A 21015-nucleotide genomic window follows, 5' to 3' on the forward strand; every position below is an offset into this window, starting at 1 on the left:
GATCAAGGCAAAGGCCCTTTCCGCCGCTAAGACGGAAAGGGCCTTTTTTAATGGTTAAGCGGAGCGACGGTTCCTTAGGCGGAGCCAGGCGTCCCCTCCACGGGAAGCAGAATGGAGAAGGTGGTTCCCTGACCAACCGTGCTGCGCGCCTGAATGGTACCCTGGTGGGCGTCCACAATGTTCTTGACGATGGCGAGCCCGAGTCCGGTTCCCCCTGAGGATCCCCTAGTTCGAGCCTTATCGGCCTTATAGAAGCGTTCGAAGATGTAGGGGAGGTCTCCTGCCGGAATCCCCTGCCCCTGGTCTTCGATTTCCAGCGAAACGGCGGGACGCCCTTTCCATTCCGTTTCCTCGGCCCGGATGATGATGGCCGTATCGGGAGGAGAATGTCTAACCGCATTGTCCAACAGGTTCGTCATCACCTGCTCCAGCCGGTCTTCATCCGCTCGGTGAAGGTGAAGTCCAGGAGTCCGCATGTCCAGCTCAAAACGGATTCCCCGTTCCTTGCCGTAGGCATAAAATTTCCGGTGAACGCGCTTCAGCAGAGGATCCAGATCGACCTCACGGAAGTTAAGCTCCATATGGCCGGCCTCCATACGGGCCAGATCCAGAAGGTCTTTGACCAGACGGCCCATGCGAAGGGATTCGTCATGAATGACCTGGGCCAGCTCCTTCCTCTCCTCCGGGGAAGCCGCGATATCGTCGATCAGCGCCTCGCTGTAGCCCTGCAGCATGGACAGCGGCGTCCTCAGCTCGTGGGAGACGTTCGCCACAAAGTCCTTGCGCAGCTTCTCCAGCCGGTTCTCTTCCGTTACATCGCGCAGCACGGCTACTGCTCCCCTTATGACGTCCTTCGAGTACAAGGGAGCGATAATAATGGACCATACGCTGCTCTGCACATGAATTTTGGACGTGATCTCCCGGGTATCGCTTACCACCTGCTCGAACAGCTGCTGCAGCGGCATGGGAATGAGCGGCGCCCGTCTGGCTCTCTCTTCTCCTTCTTCGGGATCTTCCCAGGCGATGGCCGCCCAATCTTCCAGGAGCTTCTCTCCTTCGGGATTCGTGAAGATCACCTTGCCTTCCACATCGAAGGAGATGACGGCGTCCGCCATGCTCCGCAGAACGCTCGAGAGGTTGTCCTTCTCATGGTTAAGATCCTTGATCGTTTCTTCCAGCTGATCCCCCATCAGGTTAAAGGTATTGGTAAGATCGCCGATTTCATCATCAGACAGAACCGGAACGCGTGTCCCGTATTCCCCCCGGGTAATAAAGTCCGCGGCTTTCTTCAGCTCGACAAGAGGGCGGGTAATCCGGGTAATCAGGAAGAACGCGAAGAACGTGGTTAACAGAAAGCCAATGAACGAGACAAGGGCAAACAGCTTCTTCACATACGTCTGGGTGTTCTCCACGGACTTCTTCGATTGGAACAAGAGCAGGCTATGCGTGGAGGCACCTTGTTCGTTCCCGGTTACGGGGACGGCGGTAATCAGGAAGTCCTCGCGGGTGTTGTCTCCCGTATAGCTGGAGAACGGGACGGGAGCTAACGTTTTGCCGGACATAACGGTGTTAAGCTCCGCCGGCGGAAGGATGTCCGACAGCTTCTCCTTCTGCCCCCCCGGCAGCTCCAGCTCGGCGTGAAGGTTCTCCGGCTTCCGTTCGATAAGCAGAATGCCGGCGTCCTGGGCATGCAGCAGATCCTTCATCGCTTGAACGTAATTGGTGTCGTTGCGGTGGATCCCGGCGTCTCCCGCTATTTTGCCGGCCAGGCTTTTGAGCGTCGCGATCTGGTCGTTCGATTTCGGAAAGCTTGTGTCGATGTACCTAAAAAGAAACAAGCCCAGGATGATAAGCACGACAGCCACCAGTGCAATAATCGTCATCCAGAGCTTGCCCACGACACTTTTGAGAATGAACACTATTTGGGCACCTCAAGCTTGTAGCCGACTCCCCAGACGGTTGTAATCATGGCTGCCGCATCCGGGGAAACCTTGTTCAGCTTCTCGCGCAGGCGCTTCACGTGAGTATCGACGGTCCGGAGATCGCCGAAAAATTCATAATTCCATACGTCCTTGAGAAGCTCCTCGCGGGAGAACACCTTGTCGGGCGACACGGCCAGGTAATGAAGAAGCTCGTACTCCTTCGGAGTCAGCGAGACCTCCTGCCCCCCTGCCGTTACCCGGTGGGCATCATGCTCGATGACCAGGTTCGGGAATACAATGTTGTTGCTCGTGTTGGCTTCCTTCGACAGGTAAGCCGTCGCCGAGGAGCGGCGCAGAATCGCTTTTACCCGGTAAATCACTTCTCTCGGAGAGAACGGCTTCACGACGTAATCGTCGGTTCCTACCTCGAAGCCTTGAACCCGGTTCGATTCCTCCCCCTTGGCCGTCAGCATAATGACGGGTGTGGCCTTATACTGCCTCAGGCGGAGACAGACTTCAATCCCGTCGATCCCGGGCAGCATCAAATCAAGAAGAATCAGGTCATAATCCTGATCCAACGCTTTCTGAAGGGCCGTTTCCCCGTCCTCGGCCTCCTCAATGACATAGCCTTCCTTCTCCAAATACATACGAAGCAGGCGGCGGATTCTTTCCTCATCGTCAACAACAAGAATACTGGCTTTGATTTCCGACATGGAGACAACCTCCTTTAGACTATTGGTCCGCCGTTAAACCCCTGCGTAAGAGTGCAGGCCGGCAATGACCAGGTTAACGCCTATCAAGGTAAACATAACGACGATAAAACCTATTACGGACAACCAGGAGGAACGTTTCCCCGTCCATCCCCGCGACAGGCGCAGGTGCAGGTAGGCCGCGTAGAACAACCAGGTAATGAGAGCCCACACTTCCTTCGGATCCCATCCCCAGAAGCGTCCCCAGGCCTCATGCGCCCAGATCATGGCGAAGATCAGGGCTCCCAGGGTAAAGATAGGATAGCCTATGGCAATGGAACGGTAGCTGATCTCATCGAGATCCTCCTTATCCAGACCGTTCATGAGAGGCGCGATCGCGGCCCCGAGCGGCTTGCGGGCAATCAGCCGGCATACGCCGTATAGGATCAGGCCGGACAGGACGGACCAGATCACCGTGTTCAGCTTCCGTCCCGCCGACGCTCCTTTCATCCAGGAGGGCGCCCGGAAAAGAGGCTCGTTCATTCCGAGAAACGGAGTCATTTCTATCGTTTGCCCGTTGTGGGGCATCACAAGCGGAGGAAGAACATACAGCGTCTCCTGTTCCATGGTCTGCTCCACGCCCGCTTTGTCCGTATAGGTCACGGTTTCCGTGAACTTCGCTTTGTAACCCGCCGCGTTAAAGGAGAAGATGGACCCGACGAAGCCGATGATCATGACCATGACCAACAGGGTAAACTCCAGCCACTTCTGTTCCTTGCGCGCGGACGGGGACCGGTCCGTGAAATCGATGCTGCGAAGTAGATACATGATTCCGCCCGCGAAGCCGACGGCGAAGAAGGCCTCCCCTGTTGCGGCGGTGGTGACGTGGATTTTGAGCCAATAGCTTTGCAGCGCCGGAATGAGCGGCTGAATTTCCTGAGGAAAGACCGCCGCGTAAGCCAGGATGATGATCGCAACGGGAAGTGCGAACGCGCCGAGCACATGCTTGCGGTACAGCAGGAAAACAATGATAAAAGCCAGAACGATCATCATGCCGAGGAAAGTCATGAATTCATACATGTTGCTGGTCGGAATATGACCGCCCGCATACCATCGGGTAAAGAAGAAGATCAGATGGCAGAGAAAGGCGATCAGCGTTACCGTGAAAGCCGTCCCGCCCCATTTGCGGGTGTGGGCTTCCGGATCCCCGTGGTTCCACTTTTTCCCTGTTAAGGAAACCACAAACAGGAGAAAGGCCACGCAGTAAAGAGCGAAGGCGATAATAAAGAAATTGGAGCTCCAAGAGCTGATTGAATCGGTTAACGAAGTCACGATGAAGGTCCTCCCGCTTCCAGCGATTTAGAATCTACGACTATTCCGGTTTTATGCAGAACATCGGCCACTTCCTTGCGGATCCCGAACCAGTTCTTGTTCGTATGCGCACCGAGAGCGAGCCGGTTCCCATCAATCCGGAGCCAGATCCGGCGATGCTGCCAATAGAAGCCCATGATCAAACCGATCATGGAAATGGCCGCCCCCACCCAGATATAAGGCATCGCCGTGTCCTTGCGGATATTCAGGTAGCTGGTGTAGGCGGCGATTTCCACATCGTCCATGGAGGATGCCGAAAGGTCTAGCTTCTGCGCCAGCTTGCCGTTCAGCTCGTCCTGCCGGTAAATCTGTCTGTCCACCTGGCGGGGAAAGTACAAGTACACGTCCCCTTGCGAATCAAGTCCGGGCCCGGTGATGGTAAAAATAAAAGCCGGCGCCTTCGGATCCCGGGATTTGGTCATCGGCTGCCCTTTGTCGTCTAGACCGAAATCCGGGAAGTAATTTTTGATTTCCAAGTGGTAGGGCCCCGCATCAAACCCAGAGGGCGGATTGAACATCGGCACGTGAATTTTGCCGTAAGCTTCACCCGTCTGAGGATTCTTAAGCGTAGGATTAACGGAAAGCAGCATTGGGGTTTCTTTGTAATCGAACTGGTACGCCATGAAGCCCTTATACTGGAGAGGCTTGTTCACCTCAATGTTCTGCTGGTGGACCTCCTTCAGAACAGGTTCCTTGGACGGATCGTCGCAATTCTCCGTGCACTCATAGAGGACCGCCTTCGTCATATAGGTTTTAGGGACATCCCGCTGACGTTCTTTGAAGCCCTCCGACATTTCTTCTTCGGAATAATAATCCACCGTGAATTTCTCATTCTTCAAGTAATAGGGCGTTTCCGGCACTTTGACGGCCCGTCCCTCCAGAAAGCCCATGTATTGGTCCATATGCCAGCCGGGGATGCTCCTCGCCAGAACGGCAAGCAGAAAAATAATAAGGCCGATATGGTTAATATAGGGCCCCCAGCGGCTGAACCGGTATTTTTCCGCGAGAAGGGCTTGTCCGTCGGAATCCAGGTGAACGCGGTAGTGCTTCTTGCGCAGGGCTTGGGACGCTTCTTTCATCCATGGCCCGGAAGTCTCCCCCTCCGTCTGAACGGGCACGGCGGGTAATTCTCCTTCATAGGACACCTTCTGCCGGAGGATGAAGCTCAGGTGCTTGCGGATTTGCTGTTTGTTCAGGGCCCGGTACAGCGGAAGCACCCGGTCCAGGCTGCATACCACGAGCGAAGTTCCAATCATAAAGAGCAGTCCGATGAACCACCAGGAGTCAAAGGTATGCGAGAGCCCCAGACGATAGTAAAGGTCGCCTAATGTTCCATAGGTTTCCTTGTAGTAGACCGAGGGATCCATGCTAATAAACGTATTCTCCTGGGGAAACACCGTTCCCAGTGCCGAGGCCAGAAGAGTGATAATAATAAGGTAGACGGCGATCTTGACGGAGGAGAAGAAATTCCATACCCGGTCGATCAGAGCGGGGTTTTCCTTCTGGGACCGTCTTGCCATCCCGTCGTATCTCATTTCGAGCGGCGCCGTTCCGTCTTTGTCCTCCAGCGGTTTCCCGCAGGATTCACAGAGCAGCGTGCCCAGCGGATTCTGGTGTCCGCATTCGCATTTCGTATTCTCAAACAATCGCGATACCTCCTAAAGCCTGCCTAACCCAACCGCTTACTTCTTCAGAATAGCGGATAACGTCTGCCGGATGGCTTGTTCCTTCAGCGGTCCGGTAACGATTTGCACGATTTTGCCTTCCGGGTTAATAAAGAAGGTGGTGGGAAAATCGGCCACGCCGTACTTTCTGCGTGTCGCGTCATCGGGATCGAGAAGGATCGGGAAGTCCACCTTAACCTGATCAATGAAGCTTTTGACCGTTACCTTGCTCTCCCCCATCACATTAACCCCCAGCACGACGGCGGAATCCGCCCATTCCTTGGACTGCTGCTGGATATCTGGCATCTCCTTGCGGCAGGGCTCGCAGAAGGTGCCCCAGAAGTTAACGATCACCGCTTTCCCCTTGTAGTCGGACAGGCGGTGCACTTGACCGTCCAGCCCGGCCAGCTTGAAATCGGGGGCTTTGTCGCCGACCCGAGGCAGCTTGTCGTCCTTGAAGACGCTGCCGGCCATGGTGAGACCTCCGATGACGAGAACCACCACCAGAATGGAAATCTGCACCCATTTGTTACGTTTTCCCAAACGGATCACCTTCAAACTTATCATTCTATAGTTTCTATACTCGTTCAAACTCCATTATAGCGAATTTTGGCGAAATCTCCTCTTTTGCCTTTTGAACATTATGTGAAGTCGGTCACATATAAAGGAAAAACGGCACCGTCAGCCGTTTTCCTCAGAGGATGGTCCCGCCTCAAGCGCCGCCTTCTTCAACTCTTCGATTTCTTCCGTCGTCAAAGGACGAAACTTGCCTCTCGGAAGCCCGCTTAGGAGCAGGGGGCCGAACTTAATTCGTTTCAGTTTGATGACCGGAAAATGAATCGCCTCGAACATCCGGCGCACCTGCCGGTTACGGCCTTCGTAAATCGTGATCGTGATGACCGACTCGTTCTTCTCCGGGTTCACATCGTGGTAATCCACTTCCGCCGGCGCCGTCATTCCGTCCTCCAGCATAATGCCCTTCTGAAGCCTCTCCAGCAGGGTGCCATGCGGCGTTCCTTTCACCGTAGCCCGATAGGTACGGGGCACATGGTGCTTCGGATGCGTCAGCAGATTGGCGAAATCCCCATCATTGGTAAGCAGAAGCAGGCCTTCCGTGTCGTAATCCAGCCGGCCAATTGGGTAAACTCTTTCCTTAACACCCGGAAGGAAATCCGTGACCACCTTTCGGCCTTCCGGATCTTTGGCGCTTGTGATGACACCCTTCGGTTTATTCAGAACAAGGTAGATTTTGTTTTGCCTGTTGATCAGCCGTCCATCCACCTTGATAACATCGCTTACGGGATCCACTTTCGCTCCAAGCGTCCGGATCTGCTCACCGTTTACTTCCACCCGGCCCTGGGTTATGTATTCCTCGCATTTTCGGCGCGAAGCCAAGCCGGCCTGGGCCAAAACCTTTTGCAAACGTTCCATTTTGTCGGTTCACCTCAAGCTAATAATACCCATCCTGGGGTAAAATCACAAGTTGCCCGCCATGGAAACGCAAAAAACTCCCGAGGGAGTCAGCGGAAGACGAGATAGCAGATCAGAATGGCGGAGACGAACCCCACCGCATCGGAGATAAGGCCGACTTTAAGGGCATATCCCGCCTTGCGGATGCCCACCGCCCCGAAATAGACGGTAATGACATACAACGTAGTATCCGTGCTTCCTTGAATCGTGGAAGCGATTCTCCCGATCATGGAGTCGGGCCCGAACTGATGAATCAGATCCGTGGTAAACGCAAGCGATCCCGCACCGGTGATAGGACGGAGAATGGCTAGCGGGAACACCTCGCCCGGAATTCCTATCCGGGCGAGCAGCGGCTTGATGACATCCATCACCAGGTCCAACGCTCCGGAAGCCCGGAACACGGTTATGGCTACCATCATCCCCACCAAATGGGGAATGATCGAGACAGCCGTCTGGAACCCGTCCTTGGCTCCTTCCACGAAGGATTCGTAAGCCGGCACCTTCCGGTAAGAAGCATAGAGCGGAATAAAGACAATGATGATGGGAATGGCCCAGGCCGAAATGGCGGTAATGATCGAATACATGGACACCGTCACCCCTTCAGTGGAGGCAGGGGAGCGGCTTTGCGCCGGTACCAGCGGTCCACGAGAATGGCGGCGGCCGTCGAGACAGCGGTTGCAAACAGCGTCGTCCCCACGATTTCTGCGGGATTGAGCGAGGCCGCATTCATCCGGATGGCGATCAGGGTGGTCGGAATCAGAGTAATGGAAGACGTATTTAGAGCGAGTAAGGTGCACATGGCCGGACTGGCGGCATCCTTGTAAGGATTAAGCTTCTGAAGCTCCTGCATCGCCTTGATTCCCATCGGGGTTGCGGCATTTCCGAGTCCCAGGATATTGGCGCTCATGTTCGACATGATATACCCGACCGCCGGATGATTAGCCGGAACGCTCGGAAACAGAAAACGGACGATGGGATAGAGCATCCGCGACAGCCGTTCAAGTAAACCGGCATCCTCGGCAATCCGCATCATGCCGAGCCAGAAAACCAGGATGCTGATCAGCCCGAAGCAGACGGTCACCCCTGTTTTGGCCCCGTCAAACACGGCTTGTGTCACGAGCTCGATTCTCCCCTGTACCGCGGCCACCACGAACCCGGCCACGATCATAAACAGCCAAATAAGATTAACCATGGTTCTCCTCCCCACGAGGTCAGCCGGCGGGTAACCGGCTTAATTGGTACACGTGCCAGACTTGCTGCGGGCACTCCTTACAGCTCGAACAAGGTCTTCCAAACCCTGCGGAGCACCTGGCCGAAGCCAGGATCCGGCGAAGCCGGATCTCCTTCTACTCCCGCTTGTTGGAGAACTCCTCCCGCGGCCGGCTGGCTTGCGGACAGCGGTACGGCCCCTATCTTCCGTTCGCCCAAATAAACCTGAACCTGTCCCGGCGATCCCAGCTTGGCGTTAAGGGAACGGGCCGGCTCCCAAACGGTCACTTTACGCACGGACGCTTTTTCTTCTTCGGCAAGCGGGTATTCGAACGAATAGGCTGTTCTTCCCTTTCCATCGACCTCCGCCCCCTTAACGACGAGCGTCTGAAGCGGATAATTATGAAATCCGTAGTCCAGCAGGCGGCTGTGATCCGCCCAGTCATCCGAGTCGTTAAGGGTGACGACGGCAAGCTGCTGGGTGCCCCGGGTGGCCGAGGAAACGAGGCAGCGGAGAGCCAGTTTGGTATACCCCGTTTTGACCCCATCGGCTCCGTCGTATATTTTCAGCATTTTGTTCTTGTTGTTCCAGACGCTATCCCAGGGCTGGTTTTCCCTCGGCACCTTTTTGGTCGGCGTTTTGACGATTTCGCGAAACTTGGGATTTTTGAGGGCGTAAGCGGTGAGCTTGGCCATATCGTTGGCGCTGGCGTAATGCTCGTTGTGGTCAAGCCCGCTTGGGTTCATGAAATGGGAATGGTCCATTCCGATTTCCTCGGCCTTGGCGTTCATCAGGGTGGCAAACCCCTCCACCGAGCCGCCTACGTGTTCGGCAATGGCCGTGGCCGCGTCATTCCCCGAACGCAGCATGAGGCCGTAGAGCAAATGCTCGAGACTGATCTTCTCCCCAAGGTTCAAGTAAATGGAGGACCCTTCCTTGCGGTAGGCATTGGGGCCGACGGTTACCATATCGGAAATGTCGCCCTTTTCTATCGCGACGATCGCCGTCATGATTTTGGTCAGACTGGCAATCCGCATAGGACGGTCTCCCTGTTGGCTGTACAGAATCCTTCCGGAGGTCACGTCGATCAGAGCGGCCCCTTGGGCATGGGTCGTAATGGGTTCCACAGCAAGCACGCGGGATGAACCGGTGCTCCAGGCGGTTAAGCCGAGCACTATTGCGCATGCCGTGATCAGCATCCGTTTCATCTTTTCCACTCCCGGAAGACATAGTCTTGTATAACATATGCTTACGGCCCGAGGAACATGTCCCTTGGGCCGGACAAGTTATCGGTAAAGAAGCGAAAGCGTAAAACAGCCCTGCCGTGATGTCCACGGACAGGGCTGTCTCTGGCCCGCTATAGCTTAGAAATCGTAGTCGTCGCTCGTGTTCGAGTAGTTGTTCTTGTTCGTTTTGGCGCTGGCGCTTCCTGCCGTGGAGTTGGTTGCCGTTCCGGCCGTCGAAGCAGAAGCAGACGGAGTAGAAGTTGTCGTCGACGAAATGGTCATGCCGGTGGCCGGCAGGGTAGAGCCAAGTGCGGACCCCAGGGTGATGCCGGAAGCCAGCGGGTTGCTTACACTGGAGGTAAGCGGGTTGGTAAGGCCGGAAGTGGCATACCCGAAGTTACCGGTCGCACTCATGGTTGGAGTCGTGCTCGTCGTGGCATTCATCTGGCTGCTGTATCCCGTTTGGGTACCGGAGGTCTGGGCCGTTGGAGTGCTTTGCGGCATCTGGCCGGCGGTTCCCATCGAAGCCCCTCCCGCCATCGGTTTTTTCATCATGCTTTGGATCTTGTCCACCACCTGAGGGGCGGAGTCGATCAGGCGCTCGTACAGGTGAGTTTGGTTGTCAAGCGGAACGATTTTGACGCCCTGCTTTCCTACCACCAGAAACGCGATCGGCGTAATGGATACCCCGCCGCCGCTCCCGCCGCCGAAAGGAAGAGCCACGTGAGCGTGTCTGGCTTCCATGCCTACACCCTCGTGCTCGTTCTCGGAAACAAATTCGCTTCCTCCCGCCGCGAACCCGAAGCCCACTTTGGAAATCGGCATAATGACACTTCCATCCGGCGTTTCCACCGGATCGCCAACGATTGTGTTAACGTCGACCATTTCCTTAATGTTTTCCATCGCGGTTTTCATTAATCCTTGAATAGGATGGTCCGTCATTGCTTTTCCTCCTTTAGTTGAACTAAAATGCCTAGGCTGCAGCCCGTCGCATCTTTCAAAAAGCGAGATGGCGTCTGCATTTATAATGTTCAGCATTTGTTAGCATGCCCGGCCTCACGAGGTTTATGTAGGGTGAAGGCCGGTTTATTTAGACACCAACGGTAAAGGGATCGAAACGGCAGGCCTCGTCCCGGTTAAGGTGTATATAAATCCTTTGCTGTCTTCCCTTAAATTATTCGTATAACCAAAAAAACCAGCCGGACTCGTCCGGCTGGCAGGTACAGAAAAAAAGCTGCCGTCGCCGGCAGCTTATTTCCTTTTAGCGGTTATTGTAGCCTTTATCGGAATCCAGGTTCGAATTTCGGGGACGGTCATCCGACAGCCGCGAATCCAGATCGCGGGAACGGGAATTCCACTCATCCGACTTGTACTCGCTCGATCCGAATTCACGGGAATCGGAAAGTCCCTCGCCTCTTACGGACGGGTTGCCGGAACGGTCAATGTGGGCCTCCTCGCGCTTAACCGTATCGTGGACTTCCTTTGTTTCCTGCACTTTTCGCTTATCGATGGACACTTCACCGGTAACGACAGGCGTTTTGCGAACCTCGACCTTTTCTTCACTTACCGGGATGCGGATGGTCTCATCCTCCCCAATCGGTGTGTGATCCGTTCGGCCGTCCCGAACGGAATGGCGTTCGATGACGACTTCTTCCCGGCTTACGGGAACGTCGATGGTCTTGTTTTCCTCTACCACTTCTTTATGAAGCTGGACTTCACCGGTCTGTACTCTCTCTTTGGAGACGTCCAGCTTCTCTTCCCGCAGCCTAAGGCTTCTCTGCTCATCCGAGTCATCCAGATGCTCGGCCCGAGCCGTTGCCGTATGGGCCCCATTCCGCGCTGTCGATCCCCATGTGGCGGTATCGCTTGTATCTCTATTGGAAGGATCGTAATCGTAGGTCTTGTAGCTGTCCGCGTTCAAGGAATGATGGGTACGGAACGTATCGTAGGCTTTGTGGTCCCGGGTGGCATCGTAATCAACGAAGACAAGAATTTTCCCTTCGTTCACATAGGAATCATACTGCTTCGCTTCCGTCTCCGACATGCCCATTCCGATCAATCCGCCTACCAGGCCTCCGGCTCCGGCACCTACAGCCGCTCCCGTAAGAGTGGCGGCGATCGGTCCGGCGGCAATCAGCGGCCCTACTCCCGGTATAGCCAATGCGCCCAGGCCGGCTAGAAGACCGGTAACCCCTCCGAGCACTCCTCCGGTTGCCGCTCCCGTTGCCAAGCCCTCTGGGGCTTTGGTATCGGTCTCGTCCGTAAGGCTTCTCATATCGTCCTTGTCCTTGGCAATAACCGATATATCCTCTGACGCATAGCCTTGGCTTTTCAAATCCTCGATAGCCTTCACGGCTTCCTGCTCCGTATTAAACACACCGACAATTTTCTTGTTTTCGTTCAAATTATTTTCGTTCATTTGGATTCCCTCCCAAAAATTTTTATGGAACTTTTGGACTATCACCAGCATGACACGATATGTATTTAACCCCTTAGTCCCCTGCCTAAACAGGCCTTTTCTTCCGTTTTCCTGTTTTCCCCCTTTTTGAAACCAAAAAAAGGAACCCGAAGGTTCCTTTCGTGCTTCTTTTTAAGGCTGCTGAACCCCCGGGTCAAAAAACTTTCTCGTCCGGATCAGGCGCCACGTTTTGCGTCCCCCGTTGACTTTTACCACGCGGATGACAAGGTAAATTCCGGCAAGCATGGCATAAAACACCCGAATCTGAGCTCTTCCTTCCGCCTCCGTCGAAAACATAACTTCGTTGTAATGCGGCTGAATATGAATCTTCGGTTTGGTGTCCAGCCGGATAAACTTGAAGACATACCCCAGGAGGGAAGACTTGATCCCCCAACCGATTCCGGTCAGGATAGCCGTTTCCGGCGCATCCCCTACTCCGATTCTGGTGATCCAGCGAAGGTCCGTACACCTTACCTTGGCCAGTGTATCCCGGAACCAGTCGGAGAAGCTGAAGATCTCATTCAGGACCCTTCTTGCCGTCCGGTACCATTGCTCCAGGCTTTCCTTGGTAATCTGCTGGGTATCTTCAAACTGTCCCGCTTGGACATTCGGGCTCTTTCCTTTTACTTTCAGGTTCAAGCCTTTCCGGAATCCTTCAAAATTCATAGTCGGAATCTTCACCTTATAGCGAATCCACCCAAAAAGCATCCGAATCTCCAATGTCAACTTGTCATTATCCTTTACCCGGGAGAAACGGGCCAGAATATGAATATCGCTCCATAGAATGACGGCCACGGCCAGAACGATAAAGAGAAGTAACCCTATCCAGAACATAACGCATCCCCGCCTTCTCAGGTTAAACTAGACAAAAAAACAAAAAACCCCGTTCCCTGCCGGGCGTACCGGCTGTGGTTCTCGGAGTTAGTATTCGCAAAAGGTTGGAAAAAATGCAAAAAATTACGATTCCTCTTCGCCCAGATCATCCATCGTCAGCTGTCCCCCATCCAGCTTCTCGAACAACAGCCTCGCTTCTTCCTCGAGATCCGTCTCCGTTTCGAACGCCGACGATTCCGGAAGCTCTTCAATGGAACGGAGTCCGAAATAATCGAGAAACTGCTTGGTCGTGCCATAAAGAATCGGCCGGCCCACCGCTTCCGCACGGCCGGTTTCCTCAATCAATTCCTTGGTCACCAGTGTATGTAAAGCCCGGTCGCATTTAACGCCCCGGATCTCTTCAATTTCCACCCGGGTAATCGGCTGGCGGTAAGCGACGATCGACAGGGTCTCCAAGGCCGCTTGGGAAAGCGAGGACCGCGAGGGGGAATGGGCCAGACGCTCGAAATAAGGGGCATGCTCGACGAGCGTCGTCATCTGGTAAGCCCCGGCCAGCTCGACGATCTGCACCCCGCGGCCCGCTTCCTTGAGCTCCTTCTGCAGCTCCTTGACCAGCGCTTCCGCTTCCCAGTCATCCATCTCGATAACATCGGCGAGCTGCTTCAAATCCAGCCCTTCATCGCCCGCGGCAAACAAAAGCCCTTCAATAACGGATTTCATCCGCTGCAAGTCCATCGATGCTTCCTTCCTCTCTGGCCTGTATAACAATATCTTCAAAAAGCTTGTGCTGGTAGCACAAGATCCTTTTCATTTTCATCAGCTCCAGCAGGGCCAGGAACGTAACCACGATCTCCTCCCGGGTGATTTCCGCGTCAAACAGCTTGGAGAAGAGAATCTTCCCGCCGCTTTGCTTCAGCTGTCCGACCACTTCCTTCATCCGGTCCTTCACCGAGATTTCGTCCCGGCGGATCTTAGCGACCTTGCCTCGTCCCGCCAATTTGCGCAGAGCCTTGCGGAACGCCCAGACGAGATCGGCCACTTGAAGGCCCTCCACCGGATTTTCCTGGTCTATGGGCAGAAAAGGGGTCAAATCCGCCGGCTCCCGGGTGAAGATCAGGCTTCTCTCCAGCTCCTTGTCCCGCAAATGATCGGCAATTTCCTTGAACTTGCGGTATTCCACCAGCTTCTGAACCAGCTCATCCCTCGGGTCGTAGCCTTCGTCCTCGTAATCGTTCCATTCCATCTCCAGAACGGGCGGCTTCGGCAGAAGAAGCTTGCTTTTGATAGAGAGAAGCGTGGCGGCCATCACCAGAAATTCACTGGTAATTTCCAGCTCGAGTTCCTGCATCATGCCCAGGTATTCCATATACTGGTCGGTGATCATTTTGATGGGAATGTCGTAAATGTCCACTTCCGATTTGTCAATCAAATGAAGAAGAAGATCAAGGGGGCCTTCAAATGTTTCCAGTTTAAACGTTACCTTCACTCCATAGCCCCCCTGTCAAATAGCATAGCTGTGCATAATCCATTGGCTGAAAAGCCGGAAGATAGCCTCCAGGTAATGCTGCCCAAGCGGAGTAACCAACATGACCGTTAGCAGAAAAAAGCTTCCCCAGGCAAAGGCCCCTTTTCTTTCCTCCGCCGGCTTCCCCGCCGTAACCAGAATGGCTTTGGCCGCATCCATCGGGTACAAGGGAAGCAGGTTAAGAATGCAGAGAAGGATGCTGACGATAAAGCAGTAGTGGAGGGTCTCTTTCAGCAAAAGCACGGCCCAGGTCGCCGGCCCGCTTTCCTCAAAGGGTACGGCAAAATACAGCCACCAGAACAGAAGCCCAAGCAGAAAGTAAAGAATCGGGCCCATCCCATAGACGAGCCATGTGCTGAGGCGCGGGCTCTTGCGGAAGTTCGCCGGGGTCACGGGAACCGGCCGTCCCCAGCCGTATGGACCGAACAGAATCATGGCAAGGCCCAGGAAGTCCAAATGCGCGGCCGGATTGAGCGTGACCCTCCCCTGCTCCTTGGCCGTCCTGTCGCCAAAGGCCAGAGCCAGAGCCCCCTGCATGAAATCATGCAGGGTCACGACCAGAACAAAGGCCGCGACCCGGTAGAGGAGCGTTTCAAAATCGAGAAAAGGAGAAGCAACCTCCATCAGGCTTTCAGTTGCTTGACCAGATTTGCCATCTCAATGGCAGCCGCTGCCGCTTCCCAGCCTTTGTTGCCGGCCTTCGTACCGGCGCGCTCGATAGCCTGCTCAATGGAATCCGTCGTCAGGACGCCGAAAATCGTCGGCACGCCGGTTTTGAGATTGATCGCCGCCACCCCTTTGGAGACCTCGCTGCACACATAATCGAAGTGAGGCGTCGATCCGCGGATCACCGCGCCGATTGTAATGACGGCATCATACCGTCCGCTTTCGGCCAATTTCTGGGCAACAAGCGGGATTTCGAACGCTCCCGGTACCCAGGCCACATCCACGTCGGCTTCCCCGGCTCCGTGACGCTTGAAGGCGTCCAGCGCGCCGGAGAGAAGCTTTCCGGTGATAAACTCGTTAAAGCGGCCGGCTACTATCCCATATTTCGCATTCTCCGAAACCAAATGTCCTTCATAAATTCTACCCATGGTTCTCTTCATCCTCTCAACGGTTAAATAACGGTGTATGGTTCTGGTGCTTTATCCGGTAACTTTATTGGCGAGAAGCTGAACTTCATTTGCGGATAAGGCATTGGCGCTTACTTGGCGGAGGTTTCGTTCTGTTCCACAAAGGTCAGCATATGGCCAAGCTTCTCCTGCTTCGTATGAAGGTAGTTCGTGTTGTCTTCGTTCTCCTTCATCTGCAGCGGCACCCGTTCCACCACTTCCATGCCGTAGCCTTCCAGGCCTTTGATTTTGCGCGGATTGTTCGTTAAGAGCCGGATCTGGCGCACTCCGATATCCTTCAAAATCTGGGCCCCGATTCCATAATCCCGCAGGTCGGGAGCAAAGCCTAGTTTAATATTCGCGTCGACCGTGTCCAATCCTTCTTCCTGGAGACGGTAAGCTTTCAGCTTGTTAATAAGGCCGATTCCTCTTCCCTCCTGGCGCATATAGAGAAGGACGCCGGTGCCCTCTTCCTCAATGCGCTGCAGAGCGGCTTCCAGCTGGGGTCCGCAGTCGCAGCGGTGGGAGTGGAAGACATCGCCCGTCAGGCATTCGGAGTGGACGCGGACAAGCACGGGGACGGAGCCGTCAATCGTACCTTTGACCAGCGCCACATGCTCCTTGCCGTCGACCTCATTCGTATAGGCGATGGCCCGGAACGTTCCGGCATCGGTCGGCATGCGGACTTCGACCTCACGGGTCACCAGCTTCTCCTTCTCATTGCGGTAGCGGATCAGATCGCGGATCGTAATGAGCTTCAGGCCGTGCTCCCGGGCAAACTTCATGAGATCGGGGACGCGCGCCATCGTTCCGTCTTCCTTGATCACTTCGCAGATGACCGCGGCCGGGTATGATCCGCACATCCGGGCGAGATCCACCGCGGCTTCCGTATGACCCGCACGGCGGAGCACTCCGCCATTCTTCGCCACGAGCGGGAAAATATGCCCCGGCCGGCGGAATTCATGAGCCTTCGTGGCCGGGTCGATCAGCGCCTGTACGGTCCTCGACCGTTCATGCGCGGAAATGCCGGTAGACGTATCCGCATGATCGACGGAAACCGTGAACGCCGTTCCGTGGTAATCGGTGTTGCGGGCCACCATCGGAGGAAGATCCAGCTCCTTCGCCCGCTCCTCGGTGATTGGAACGCAGACCAGGCCGCGGCCTTCCTTGATCATAAAGTTGATGACTTCCGGGGTAGCCTTGTCGGCCAAGGCGATAAAATCTCCTTCGTTCTCCCGGTCCTCATCGTCCACGACGATAATGACTTTCCCCATCATCAAATCATAAATGGCTTCTTCGATCAAATCAAATTTTATCTCTTCTGACATGGTTACCACTCCTTTGCTCTTTACCTGAAGCCGTGCTCGGCGAGGAAGCTTTCCGTTAGGCGTCCCGTCTTCCTGACCGGCTCCCCCGCCTCGCGGAAGGTCAACAGGCGTTCGAGGTACTTGCCCATCATGTCGCATTCCACGTTCACCATATCTCCCGGCTGCTTATCCGCCAGTATCGTTTGAGCCAGCGTGTGCGGGATGATGGAGACGCTGAACGTCGCATCCGTAACCCGGATGACCGTCAAGCTTATGCCGTCCAGGGTGATGGAACCGCGGGGAACGATATACTTGAGGGCCCCCGCATCGTCAGGCTCAACGGTGAACACGACGGCGTTCTCTTCCGGCTGCCGGCCGGTTATCGTCCCGGGGGAATCCACGTGGCCCTGCACCATATGGCCTCCATACCGGCCGTTGGCAGCCATCGCCCTCTCCAGGTTGACCCGGTCGCCCGGCTTAAGCCCCTTCAGATTCGTATGGCGGTACGTTTCCGGCATGACATCCATGGTGACGGACGAGCGGTCGAACGCGACCACCGTCAGGCAGACTCCATTGACGGAAATGCTGTCCCCGAGATGAACGTCCTCCAGTATCTTGGAAGCGGCTATGGTCAGGATCATCGCCTGCCCTTGACGGGCAATCCGGGACATCGTGCCAATTTCTTCAATAATTCCTGTAAACATCAAGGCTTCTCCTTTCCATACACGGGATAGCCGGTAAGGCAAATGTCTTCTCCATACATCTCCACCTCGGTCCGTTCGAGCCGGATGGCGTCATCCATCCGCTCGAATCCGCCGAATTGGAAATTGCCCGGTGCGTCGGCACCTCCAATGATTTTGGGAGCGTAGAAGAGGATGCACTTGTCGATCAAGCCCGCTTCCAGCATGGCTCCGTTAAGCTTGCCTCCGCCCTCGAGCAGAACGGAGGCGATCTCGAGCTTCCCCAGAAGCTCCAGGGCAAGCGGCAGATCGACCTTCGGCCCTTCTCCGGCCGTGACCAGCTCGGCCCCGGCCGCTTCAAGCAGAAGGCGGCGGTCCTTCGGCGCCTGTTCCGTCGTGAGCAGGATGACCTTCCCCTGCTGGTTAAAGAGCCTCGATTCCGGATTCGTACGGAGGGTCGAATCCACGATCACCTTGACCGGATGGAGAGCCGGGACGCTGAGGCGGGTCGTGAGGGACGGGTCGTCGGCAATCACCGTCTCCACTCCGGCCATGATGGCCTGGTGCCGGTGACGCAGCGTGTGAACGAATTCACGCGAGTGCTCATTCGTGATCCACTTGCTGTCCCCCGTCCGGCTCGCAATGCGGCCGTCGAGCGTGCTGGCCGTCTTCAGCGTAACGAACGGCCGGCCGGTCACGATGTACTTGTTGTACATCTCGTTCAGCCTCCGGGCCTCTTCCTCGCGGACCCCGACCGTCACCTCGACGCCGTTTGCCCGCAAGCGGGCGATGCCGGTTCCCGCCACCTTCGGATTGGGGTCCTGGCAGGCCACCACGACGCGGGCTACCTTCTCCGCGATCAGCCGGTCGCTGCACGGCGGGGTCCGGCCGAAGTGGGAGCACGGTTCGAGCGTGACATAAGCCGTGCTGCCTTCAGCGTTCTTCCCGGCCATCTGCAAGGCATGGACCTCGGCATGAGCGGCTCCCCGCTCCAGATGGGCCCCCATGCCGACAATGCGGCCGTCCTTGACGATCACGCAGCCCACAACAGGATTGATCCCGGTCTGGCCTCTTGCGCCCCGTGCCAGGTTCAAGGCCAGATCCATGTAATAGTCATGATTCAACAAGTCCATGCTTCCCACCCGCCTTGCCCGTTTAATGGATTCCCCATCCCCTAATGCCTTACTTTTCGTGCGCATCTTGCCAACAAAGTTACCGGATAAGGCACCAGGCCAAACCAAAAAGCCCCTGTTTTCGTGACAGGGGCTTGAATGGTAAAAGGAAGCGGCAAGGAAAGAAGAAAGCTCCGAACGAAGCTTTCCAAACGCATAGAAGCCTCCCCTTGTAGGGAAGCCCGGCTTTGCTCACTGGCAAGCCAACCGAAGAAGACCGTTGTTCGGGTTCTCCTCAACCTGGCCTTTGCATGTGAAAAAAAGAACAAAACCTGCGCGTTTCCTTGCTGCTTTCTCCTTCTCCCATCCAGACTATACTGTCGGTCCCGGATTCACACCAGGTCCACCGGCTGACGGGTCATAAGGCTGCATACGAATGCTCGCCGTCAGCACGGGTCACGGACTGACCGGGAACGTCAACCGTTCCCGGATCACCGCCGGTAGGGAATTTCACCCTGCCCCGAAGGATTGTATCTATGTTATTCGTTGACTTGCCCGGTAGGTACCTTAAACCTCTACCACTTGGACCGTTTCCATCTTGTCGCGGCCCTGGAACTTGTCTACGTGCTCCATGCCTTTGATGACTTTGCCGAAGACGGTATGCTGCCCGTCCAGATGCGGCTGCGGCGCATAGCAGATGTAGAATTGGCTTCCGCCCGTGTTGCGGCCGGCATGTGCCATCGCGAGGGTCCCGCGCTCGTGCTTGTTCGGGTTGATCTCGCAGTTGATCTGGTAGCCGGGGCCACCGGTGCCCGTTCCGTTAGGGCAGCCGCCCTGGGCTACGAAGCCGGGGATAACACGGTGGAAGACAAGGCCGTTGTAGAAGCCGGAATTGGCCAGCTTCTCAAAGTTGGCTACCGTGTTAGGAGCATCTTTCTCGAACAGCTCGATGACGACTTCGTCGCCGTTTGCCATTTTGATCTGGGCTTGTTTGGTCATGATTGGATTTCCTCCTGTGCTGCGATTTATGGGGTAGTGTTAACGGCTTCCTTGCACAACCGGGCCGGAATGACGTCGTTGCCGGTGATGTCCTCGTAAGACTCCCGCTTGACGATGACGTCGGCTTGGCCGTCCTTGACGAAGACGACGGCCGGGCGGCGGATCCGGTTGTAGTTGCTTGCCATAGCATAATTATAGGCTCCCGTGCTCGCCACCGCAAGCAGATCGCCCGGGTTGACCTTGGGCAGGCTCACATCCCAGATCAGCATATCTCCGCTCTCGCAGCATTTGCCGGCGATGGAGACCGTCTCTTCGTCCTTATCCCGCGCCCGGTTGGCCAGCATCGCCTCGTATTGGGACTGGTAGAGCGCCGGGCGCGGATTGTCCGTCATTCCGCCGTCGACGGCCACGTATTTGCGGACGCCGGGAATGTCCTTCGTGCTCCCCACCGTGTATAGAGTGGTTCCCGAATCGCCCACGATGCTGCGGCCCGGTTCAATCCAGATTTCCGGCACCGGATAGTCGTGGCTTGTGAAATGGGAGAGGATATTTTCCGTAATGGCTTTGACATAATCGCCGACCGGAAGAGGCGTGTCTCCCTCTACATAACGAATGCCGAAGCCGCCGCCCAGGTTCACGACCTTGAAGGTCACCCCGAGCTCGGAACGAACGCGGGTCGCAAAGCCGATCATCTTCTCTCCGGCCAGCTTGAAGCCCTCTACCTCGAAGATCTGGGAGCCGATATGAGAGTGAATGCCAAGCAGGTCGATATGGGGAAGCTTGGAAGCCTCTTCCACCGCCCGGAAGGCGGAGCCGTTGTTCATGTTGAAGCCGAACTTCGAATCCTCCTGGCCCGTCGTGATATATTCATGCGTATGGGCCTCCACGCCCGGCGTGAGGCGCAGCAGAATGCGGGCGCACTTCTTATGGTCGGCGGCGATGGCGTTCAGAAGGTGAAGCTCGGTAAAGTTATCGACGACGAAGCATCCGATCCCGGCATCCAAGGCCATCTCGATTTCGTAGGGCGTCTTGTTGTTCCCGTGGAAATGAATCCGCTCCGGCGGGAACCCGGCCTGCAGGGCGGTATGAAGCTCCCCGTCGGATACGACGTCGAGCGAAAGGCCTTCCTCCTCCACCAGCCGGCACATGGCCATGACACAAAAGGCTTTGCTCGCATAGGCCACCTGGAAGGAAAGCCCGGAGGCCCGGAAAGCTTGGACGAATTCCCGGCATCTTTGGCGGATGAGCGCCTCGTCCATGACATATAACGGAGTGCCGAACTGCGCGGCAAGCTCCATCGTATCGCAGCCGCCGATCTGAAGGTGGCCCTGTCCGTTGATTTGACTCGTTCCGTGTAGGTACATGACTGGTTCCTCTTTCATCCGTAAAATCGTTTTACTTATTAAAGTAACATACGGATACGGATCTGACAATCC

General features: G+C 55.7%; 20 protein-coding genes, 1 pseudogene and 1 riboswitch. All 21 genes and pseudogenes read right to left on the bottom strand.

Features of this window, described 5'->3' with window-relative positions; genetic code table 11:
- Positions 1–74: 74 nt before the first annotated feature.
- The 21 genes and pseudogenes from MJA45_RS16985 to lysA all read right to left on the bottom strand — a co-directional run bounded on the left by MJA45_RS16985 (position 75) and on the right by lysA (position 20943).
- A complete protein-coding gene (locus MJA45_RS16985) occupies positions 75–1919 on the bottom strand; it encodes an ATP-binding protein (protein ID WP_315603094.1) in 1845 nt (614 codons plus the stop codon).
- Positions 1919–2635, bottom strand: coding sequence for a response regulator transcription factor (locus MJA45_RS16990; protein ID WP_315603095.1), 717 nt, complete (start codon positions 2633–2635; stop codon positions 1919–1921). The genes MJA45_RS16985 and MJA45_RS16990 overlap by 1 nt, the downstream gene beginning before the upstream one ends.
- A 33-nt stretch (positions 2636–2668) precedes the next feature.
- A complete protein-coding gene (gene ccsA / locus MJA45_RS16995) occupies positions 2669–3943 on the bottom strand; it encodes a cytochrome c biogenesis protein CcsA (protein WP_315603096.1) in 1275 nt (424 codons plus the stop codon).
- Positions 3940–5628: a cytochrome c biogenesis protein ResB gene (resB, locus tag MJA45_RS17000; RefSeq protein ID WP_315603097.1), complete on the bottom strand. Its 1689-nt coding sequence runs from the start codon at positions 5626–5628 to the stop codon at positions 3940–3942. Before resB ends, ccsA begins: the two co-directional genes overlap by 4 nt.
- 36 nt (positions 5629–5664) lie before the next feature.
- Positions 5665–6198: a redoxin domain-containing protein gene (locus MJA45_RS17005; RefSeq protein WP_315603098.1), complete on the bottom strand. Its 534-nt coding sequence runs from the start codon at positions 6196–6198 to the stop codon at positions 5665–5667.
- Positions 6199–6327: 129 nt separating this feature from the next.
- Positions 6328–7077 carry a pseudouridine synthase gene (locus MJA45_RS17010; protein WP_315603099.1) on the bottom strand — a complete coding sequence of 250 codons (750 nt, stop codon included), beginning with the start codon at positions 7075–7077 and terminating at the stop codon, positions 6328–6330.
- An 89-nt stretch (positions 7078–7166) separates the two neighbouring features.
- Complete coding sequence (locus MJA45_RS17015) at positions 7167–7700, bottom strand: spore maturation protein (protein ID WP_315608045.1); 534 nt, start codon at positions 7698–7700, stop codon at positions 7167–7169.
- Between the two features lie 8 nt (positions 7701–7708).
- The gene (locus tag MJA45_RS17020; protein ID WP_315603100.1) at positions 7709–8308 is read right to left on the bottom strand and encodes a nucleoside recognition domain-containing protein; all 600 of its coding nucleotides are present in this window, start codon (positions 8306–8308) and stop codon (positions 7709–7711) included.
- Positions 8309–8385: 77 nt separating this feature from the next.
- Positions 8386–9534 carry a D-alanyl-D-alanine carboxypeptidase family protein gene (locus MJA45_RS17025; protein WP_315603101.1) on the bottom strand — a complete coding sequence of 383 codons (1149 nt, stop codon included), beginning with the start codon at positions 9532–9534 and terminating at the stop codon, positions 8386–8388.
- Positions 9535–10065: 531 nt separating this feature from the next.
- Positions 10066–10494, bottom strand: a pseudogene (ytfJ, locus tag MJA45_RS17030) (GerW family sporulation protein); the annotation flags it as partial.
- Positions 10495–10813: 319 nt separating this feature from the next.
- A complete protein-coding gene (locus tag MJA45_RS17035) occupies positions 10814–11971 on the bottom strand; it encodes a YsnF/AvaK domain-containing protein (RefSeq protein WP_315603102.1) in 1158 nt (385 codons plus the stop codon).
- Positions 11972–12142: 171 nt separating this feature from the next.
- The gene (locus MJA45_RS17040) at positions 12143–12844 is read right to left on the bottom strand and encodes a DUF2953 domain-containing protein (RefSeq protein WP_315603103.1); all 702 of its coding nucleotides are present in this window, start codon (positions 12842–12844) and stop codon (positions 12143–12145) included.
- Positions 12845–12967: 123 nt separating this feature from the next.
- Entirely contained in the window at positions 12968–13579 is a 612-nt protein-coding gene (scpB, locus tag MJA45_RS17045) for an SMC-Scp complex subunit ScpB (RefSeq protein ID WP_315603104.1), read from the bottom strand.
- Complete coding sequence (locus tag MJA45_RS17050) at positions 13548–14330, bottom strand: segregation and condensation protein A (RefSeq protein ID WP_315603105.1); 783 nt, start codon at positions 14328–14330, stop codon at positions 13548–13550. The genes scpB and MJA45_RS17050 overlap by 32 nt, the downstream gene beginning before the upstream one ends.
- Positions 14331–14345: 15 nt before the next feature.
- Positions 14346–14993, bottom strand: coding sequence for a zinc metalloprotease (locus MJA45_RS17055; protein WP_315603106.1), 648 nt, complete (start codon positions 14991–14993; stop codon positions 14346–14348).
- On the bottom strand, positions 14993–15463 hold the full coding sequence (ribH, locus tag MJA45_RS17060; RefSeq protein WP_315603107.1) for a 6,7-dimethyl-8-ribityllumazine synthase: 471 nt from the start codon (positions 15461–15463) through the stop codon (positions 14993–14995). Before ribH ends, MJA45_RS17055 begins: the two co-directional genes overlap by 1 nt.
- A 110-nt stretch (positions 15464–15573) precedes the next feature.
- Positions 15574–16809, bottom strand: a complete 1236-nt coding sequence (locus MJA45_RS17065; protein WP_315603108.1) for a bifunctional 3,4-dihydroxy-2-butanone-4-phosphate synthase/GTP cyclohydrolase II — start codon at positions 16807–16809, stop codon at positions 15574–15576.
- A 20-nt stretch (positions 16810–16829) separates the two neighbouring features.
- Positions 16830–17492 (bottom strand): riboflavin synthase, encoded by a 663-nt coding sequence (ribE, locus tag MJA45_RS17070; protein WP_315603109.1) that lies wholly within the window; start codon positions 17490–17492, stop codon positions 16830–16832.
- Positions 17492–18601, bottom strand: a complete 1110-nt coding sequence (gene ribD, locus MJA45_RS17075) for a bifunctional diaminohydroxyphosphoribosylaminopyrimidine deaminase/5-amino-6-(5-phosphoribosylamino)uracil reductase RibD (RefSeq protein WP_315603110.1) — start codon at positions 18599–18601, stop codon at positions 17492–17494. The genes ribE and ribD overlap by 1 nt, the downstream gene beginning before the upstream one ends.
- Positions 18602–18931: 330 nt before the next feature.
- Positions 18932–19112: riboswitch (FMN riboswitch) on the bottom strand.
- Between the two features lie 35 nt (positions 19113–19147).
- A complete protein-coding gene (locus tag MJA45_RS17080; protein ID WP_315603111.1) occupies positions 19148–19579 on the bottom strand; it encodes a peptidylprolyl isomerase in 432 nt (143 codons plus the stop codon).
- A gap of 26 nt (positions 19580–19605) precedes the next feature.
- On the bottom strand, positions 19606–20943 hold the full coding sequence (gene lysA, locus MJA45_RS17085; RefSeq protein WP_315603112.1) for a diaminopimelate decarboxylase: 1338 nt from the start codon (positions 20941–20943) through the stop codon (positions 19606–19608).
- Positions 20944–21015: the final 72 nt, after the last annotated feature.

It is taken from the genome of Paenibacillus aurantius, assembly GCF_032268605.1.
GTDB lineage: Bacteria > Bacillota > Bacilli > Paenibacillales > NBRC-103111 > Paenibacillus_AO > Paenibacillus_AO aurantius.

Excerpts from the sequence above, each read along its gene's own strand:
- MJA45_RS16990 (WP_315603095.1), bottom strand. The coding sequence starts at position 2,635 with ATGTCGGAAATCAAAGCCAGTATTCTTGTTGTTGACGATGAGGAAAGA.
- MJA45_RS17010 (WP_315603099.1), bottom strand. The coding sequence starts at position 7,077 with ATGGAACGTTTGCAAAAGGTTTTGGCCCAGGCCGGCTTGGCTTCGCGC.
- MJA45_RS17015 (WP_315608045.1), bottom strand. The coding sequence starts at position 7,700 with ATGTATTCGATCATTACCGCCATTTCGGCCTGGGCCATTCCCATCATC.
- MJA45_RS17020 (WP_315603100.1), bottom strand. The coding sequence starts at position 8,308 with ATGGTTAATCTTATTTGGCTGTTTATGATCGTGGCCGGGTTCGTGGTG.
- MJA45_RS17025 (WP_315603101.1), bottom strand. The coding sequence starts at position 9,534 with ATGAAACGGATGCTGATCACGGCATGCGCAATAGTGCTCGGCTTAACC.
- MJA45_RS17035 (WP_315603102.1), bottom strand. The coding sequence starts at position 11,971 with ATGAACGAAAATAATTTGAACGAAAACAAGAAAATTGTCGGTGTGTTT.
- MJA45_RS17040 (WP_315603103.1), bottom strand. The coding sequence starts at position 12,844 with ATGTTCTGGATAGGGTTACTTCTCTTTATCGTTCTGGCCGTGGCCGTC.
- scpB (WP_315603104.1), bottom strand. The coding sequence starts at position 13,579 with ATGGACTTGCAGCGGATGAAATCCGTTATTGAAGGGCTTTTGTTTGCC.
- MJA45_RS17055 (WP_315603106.1), bottom strand. The coding sequence starts at position 14,993 with ATGGAGGTTGCTTCTCCTTTTCTCGATTTTGAAACGCTCCTCTACCGG.
- ribH (WP_315603107.1), bottom strand. The coding sequence starts at position 15,463 with ATGGGTAGAATTTATGAAGGACATTTGGTTTCGGAGAATGCGAAATAT.
- MJA45_RS17065 (WP_315603108.1), bottom strand. The coding sequence starts at position 16,809 with ATGTCAGAAGAGATAAAATTTGATTTGATCGAAGAAGCCATTTATGAT.
- ribE (WP_315603109.1), bottom strand. The coding sequence starts at position 17,492 with ATGTTTACAGGAATTATTGAAGAAATTGGCACGATGTCCCGGATTGCC.
- ribD (WP_315603110.1), bottom strand. The coding sequence starts at position 18,601 with ATGGACTTGTTGAATCATGACTATTACATGGATCTGGCCTTGAACCTG.
- MJA45_RS17080 (WP_315603111.1), bottom strand. The coding sequence starts at position 19,579 with ATGACCAAACAAGCCCAGATCAAAATGGCAAACGGCGACGAAGTCGTC.
- lysA (WP_315603112.1), bottom strand. The coding sequence starts at position 20,943 with ATGTACCTACACGGAACGAGTCAAATCAACGGACAGGGCCACCTTCAG.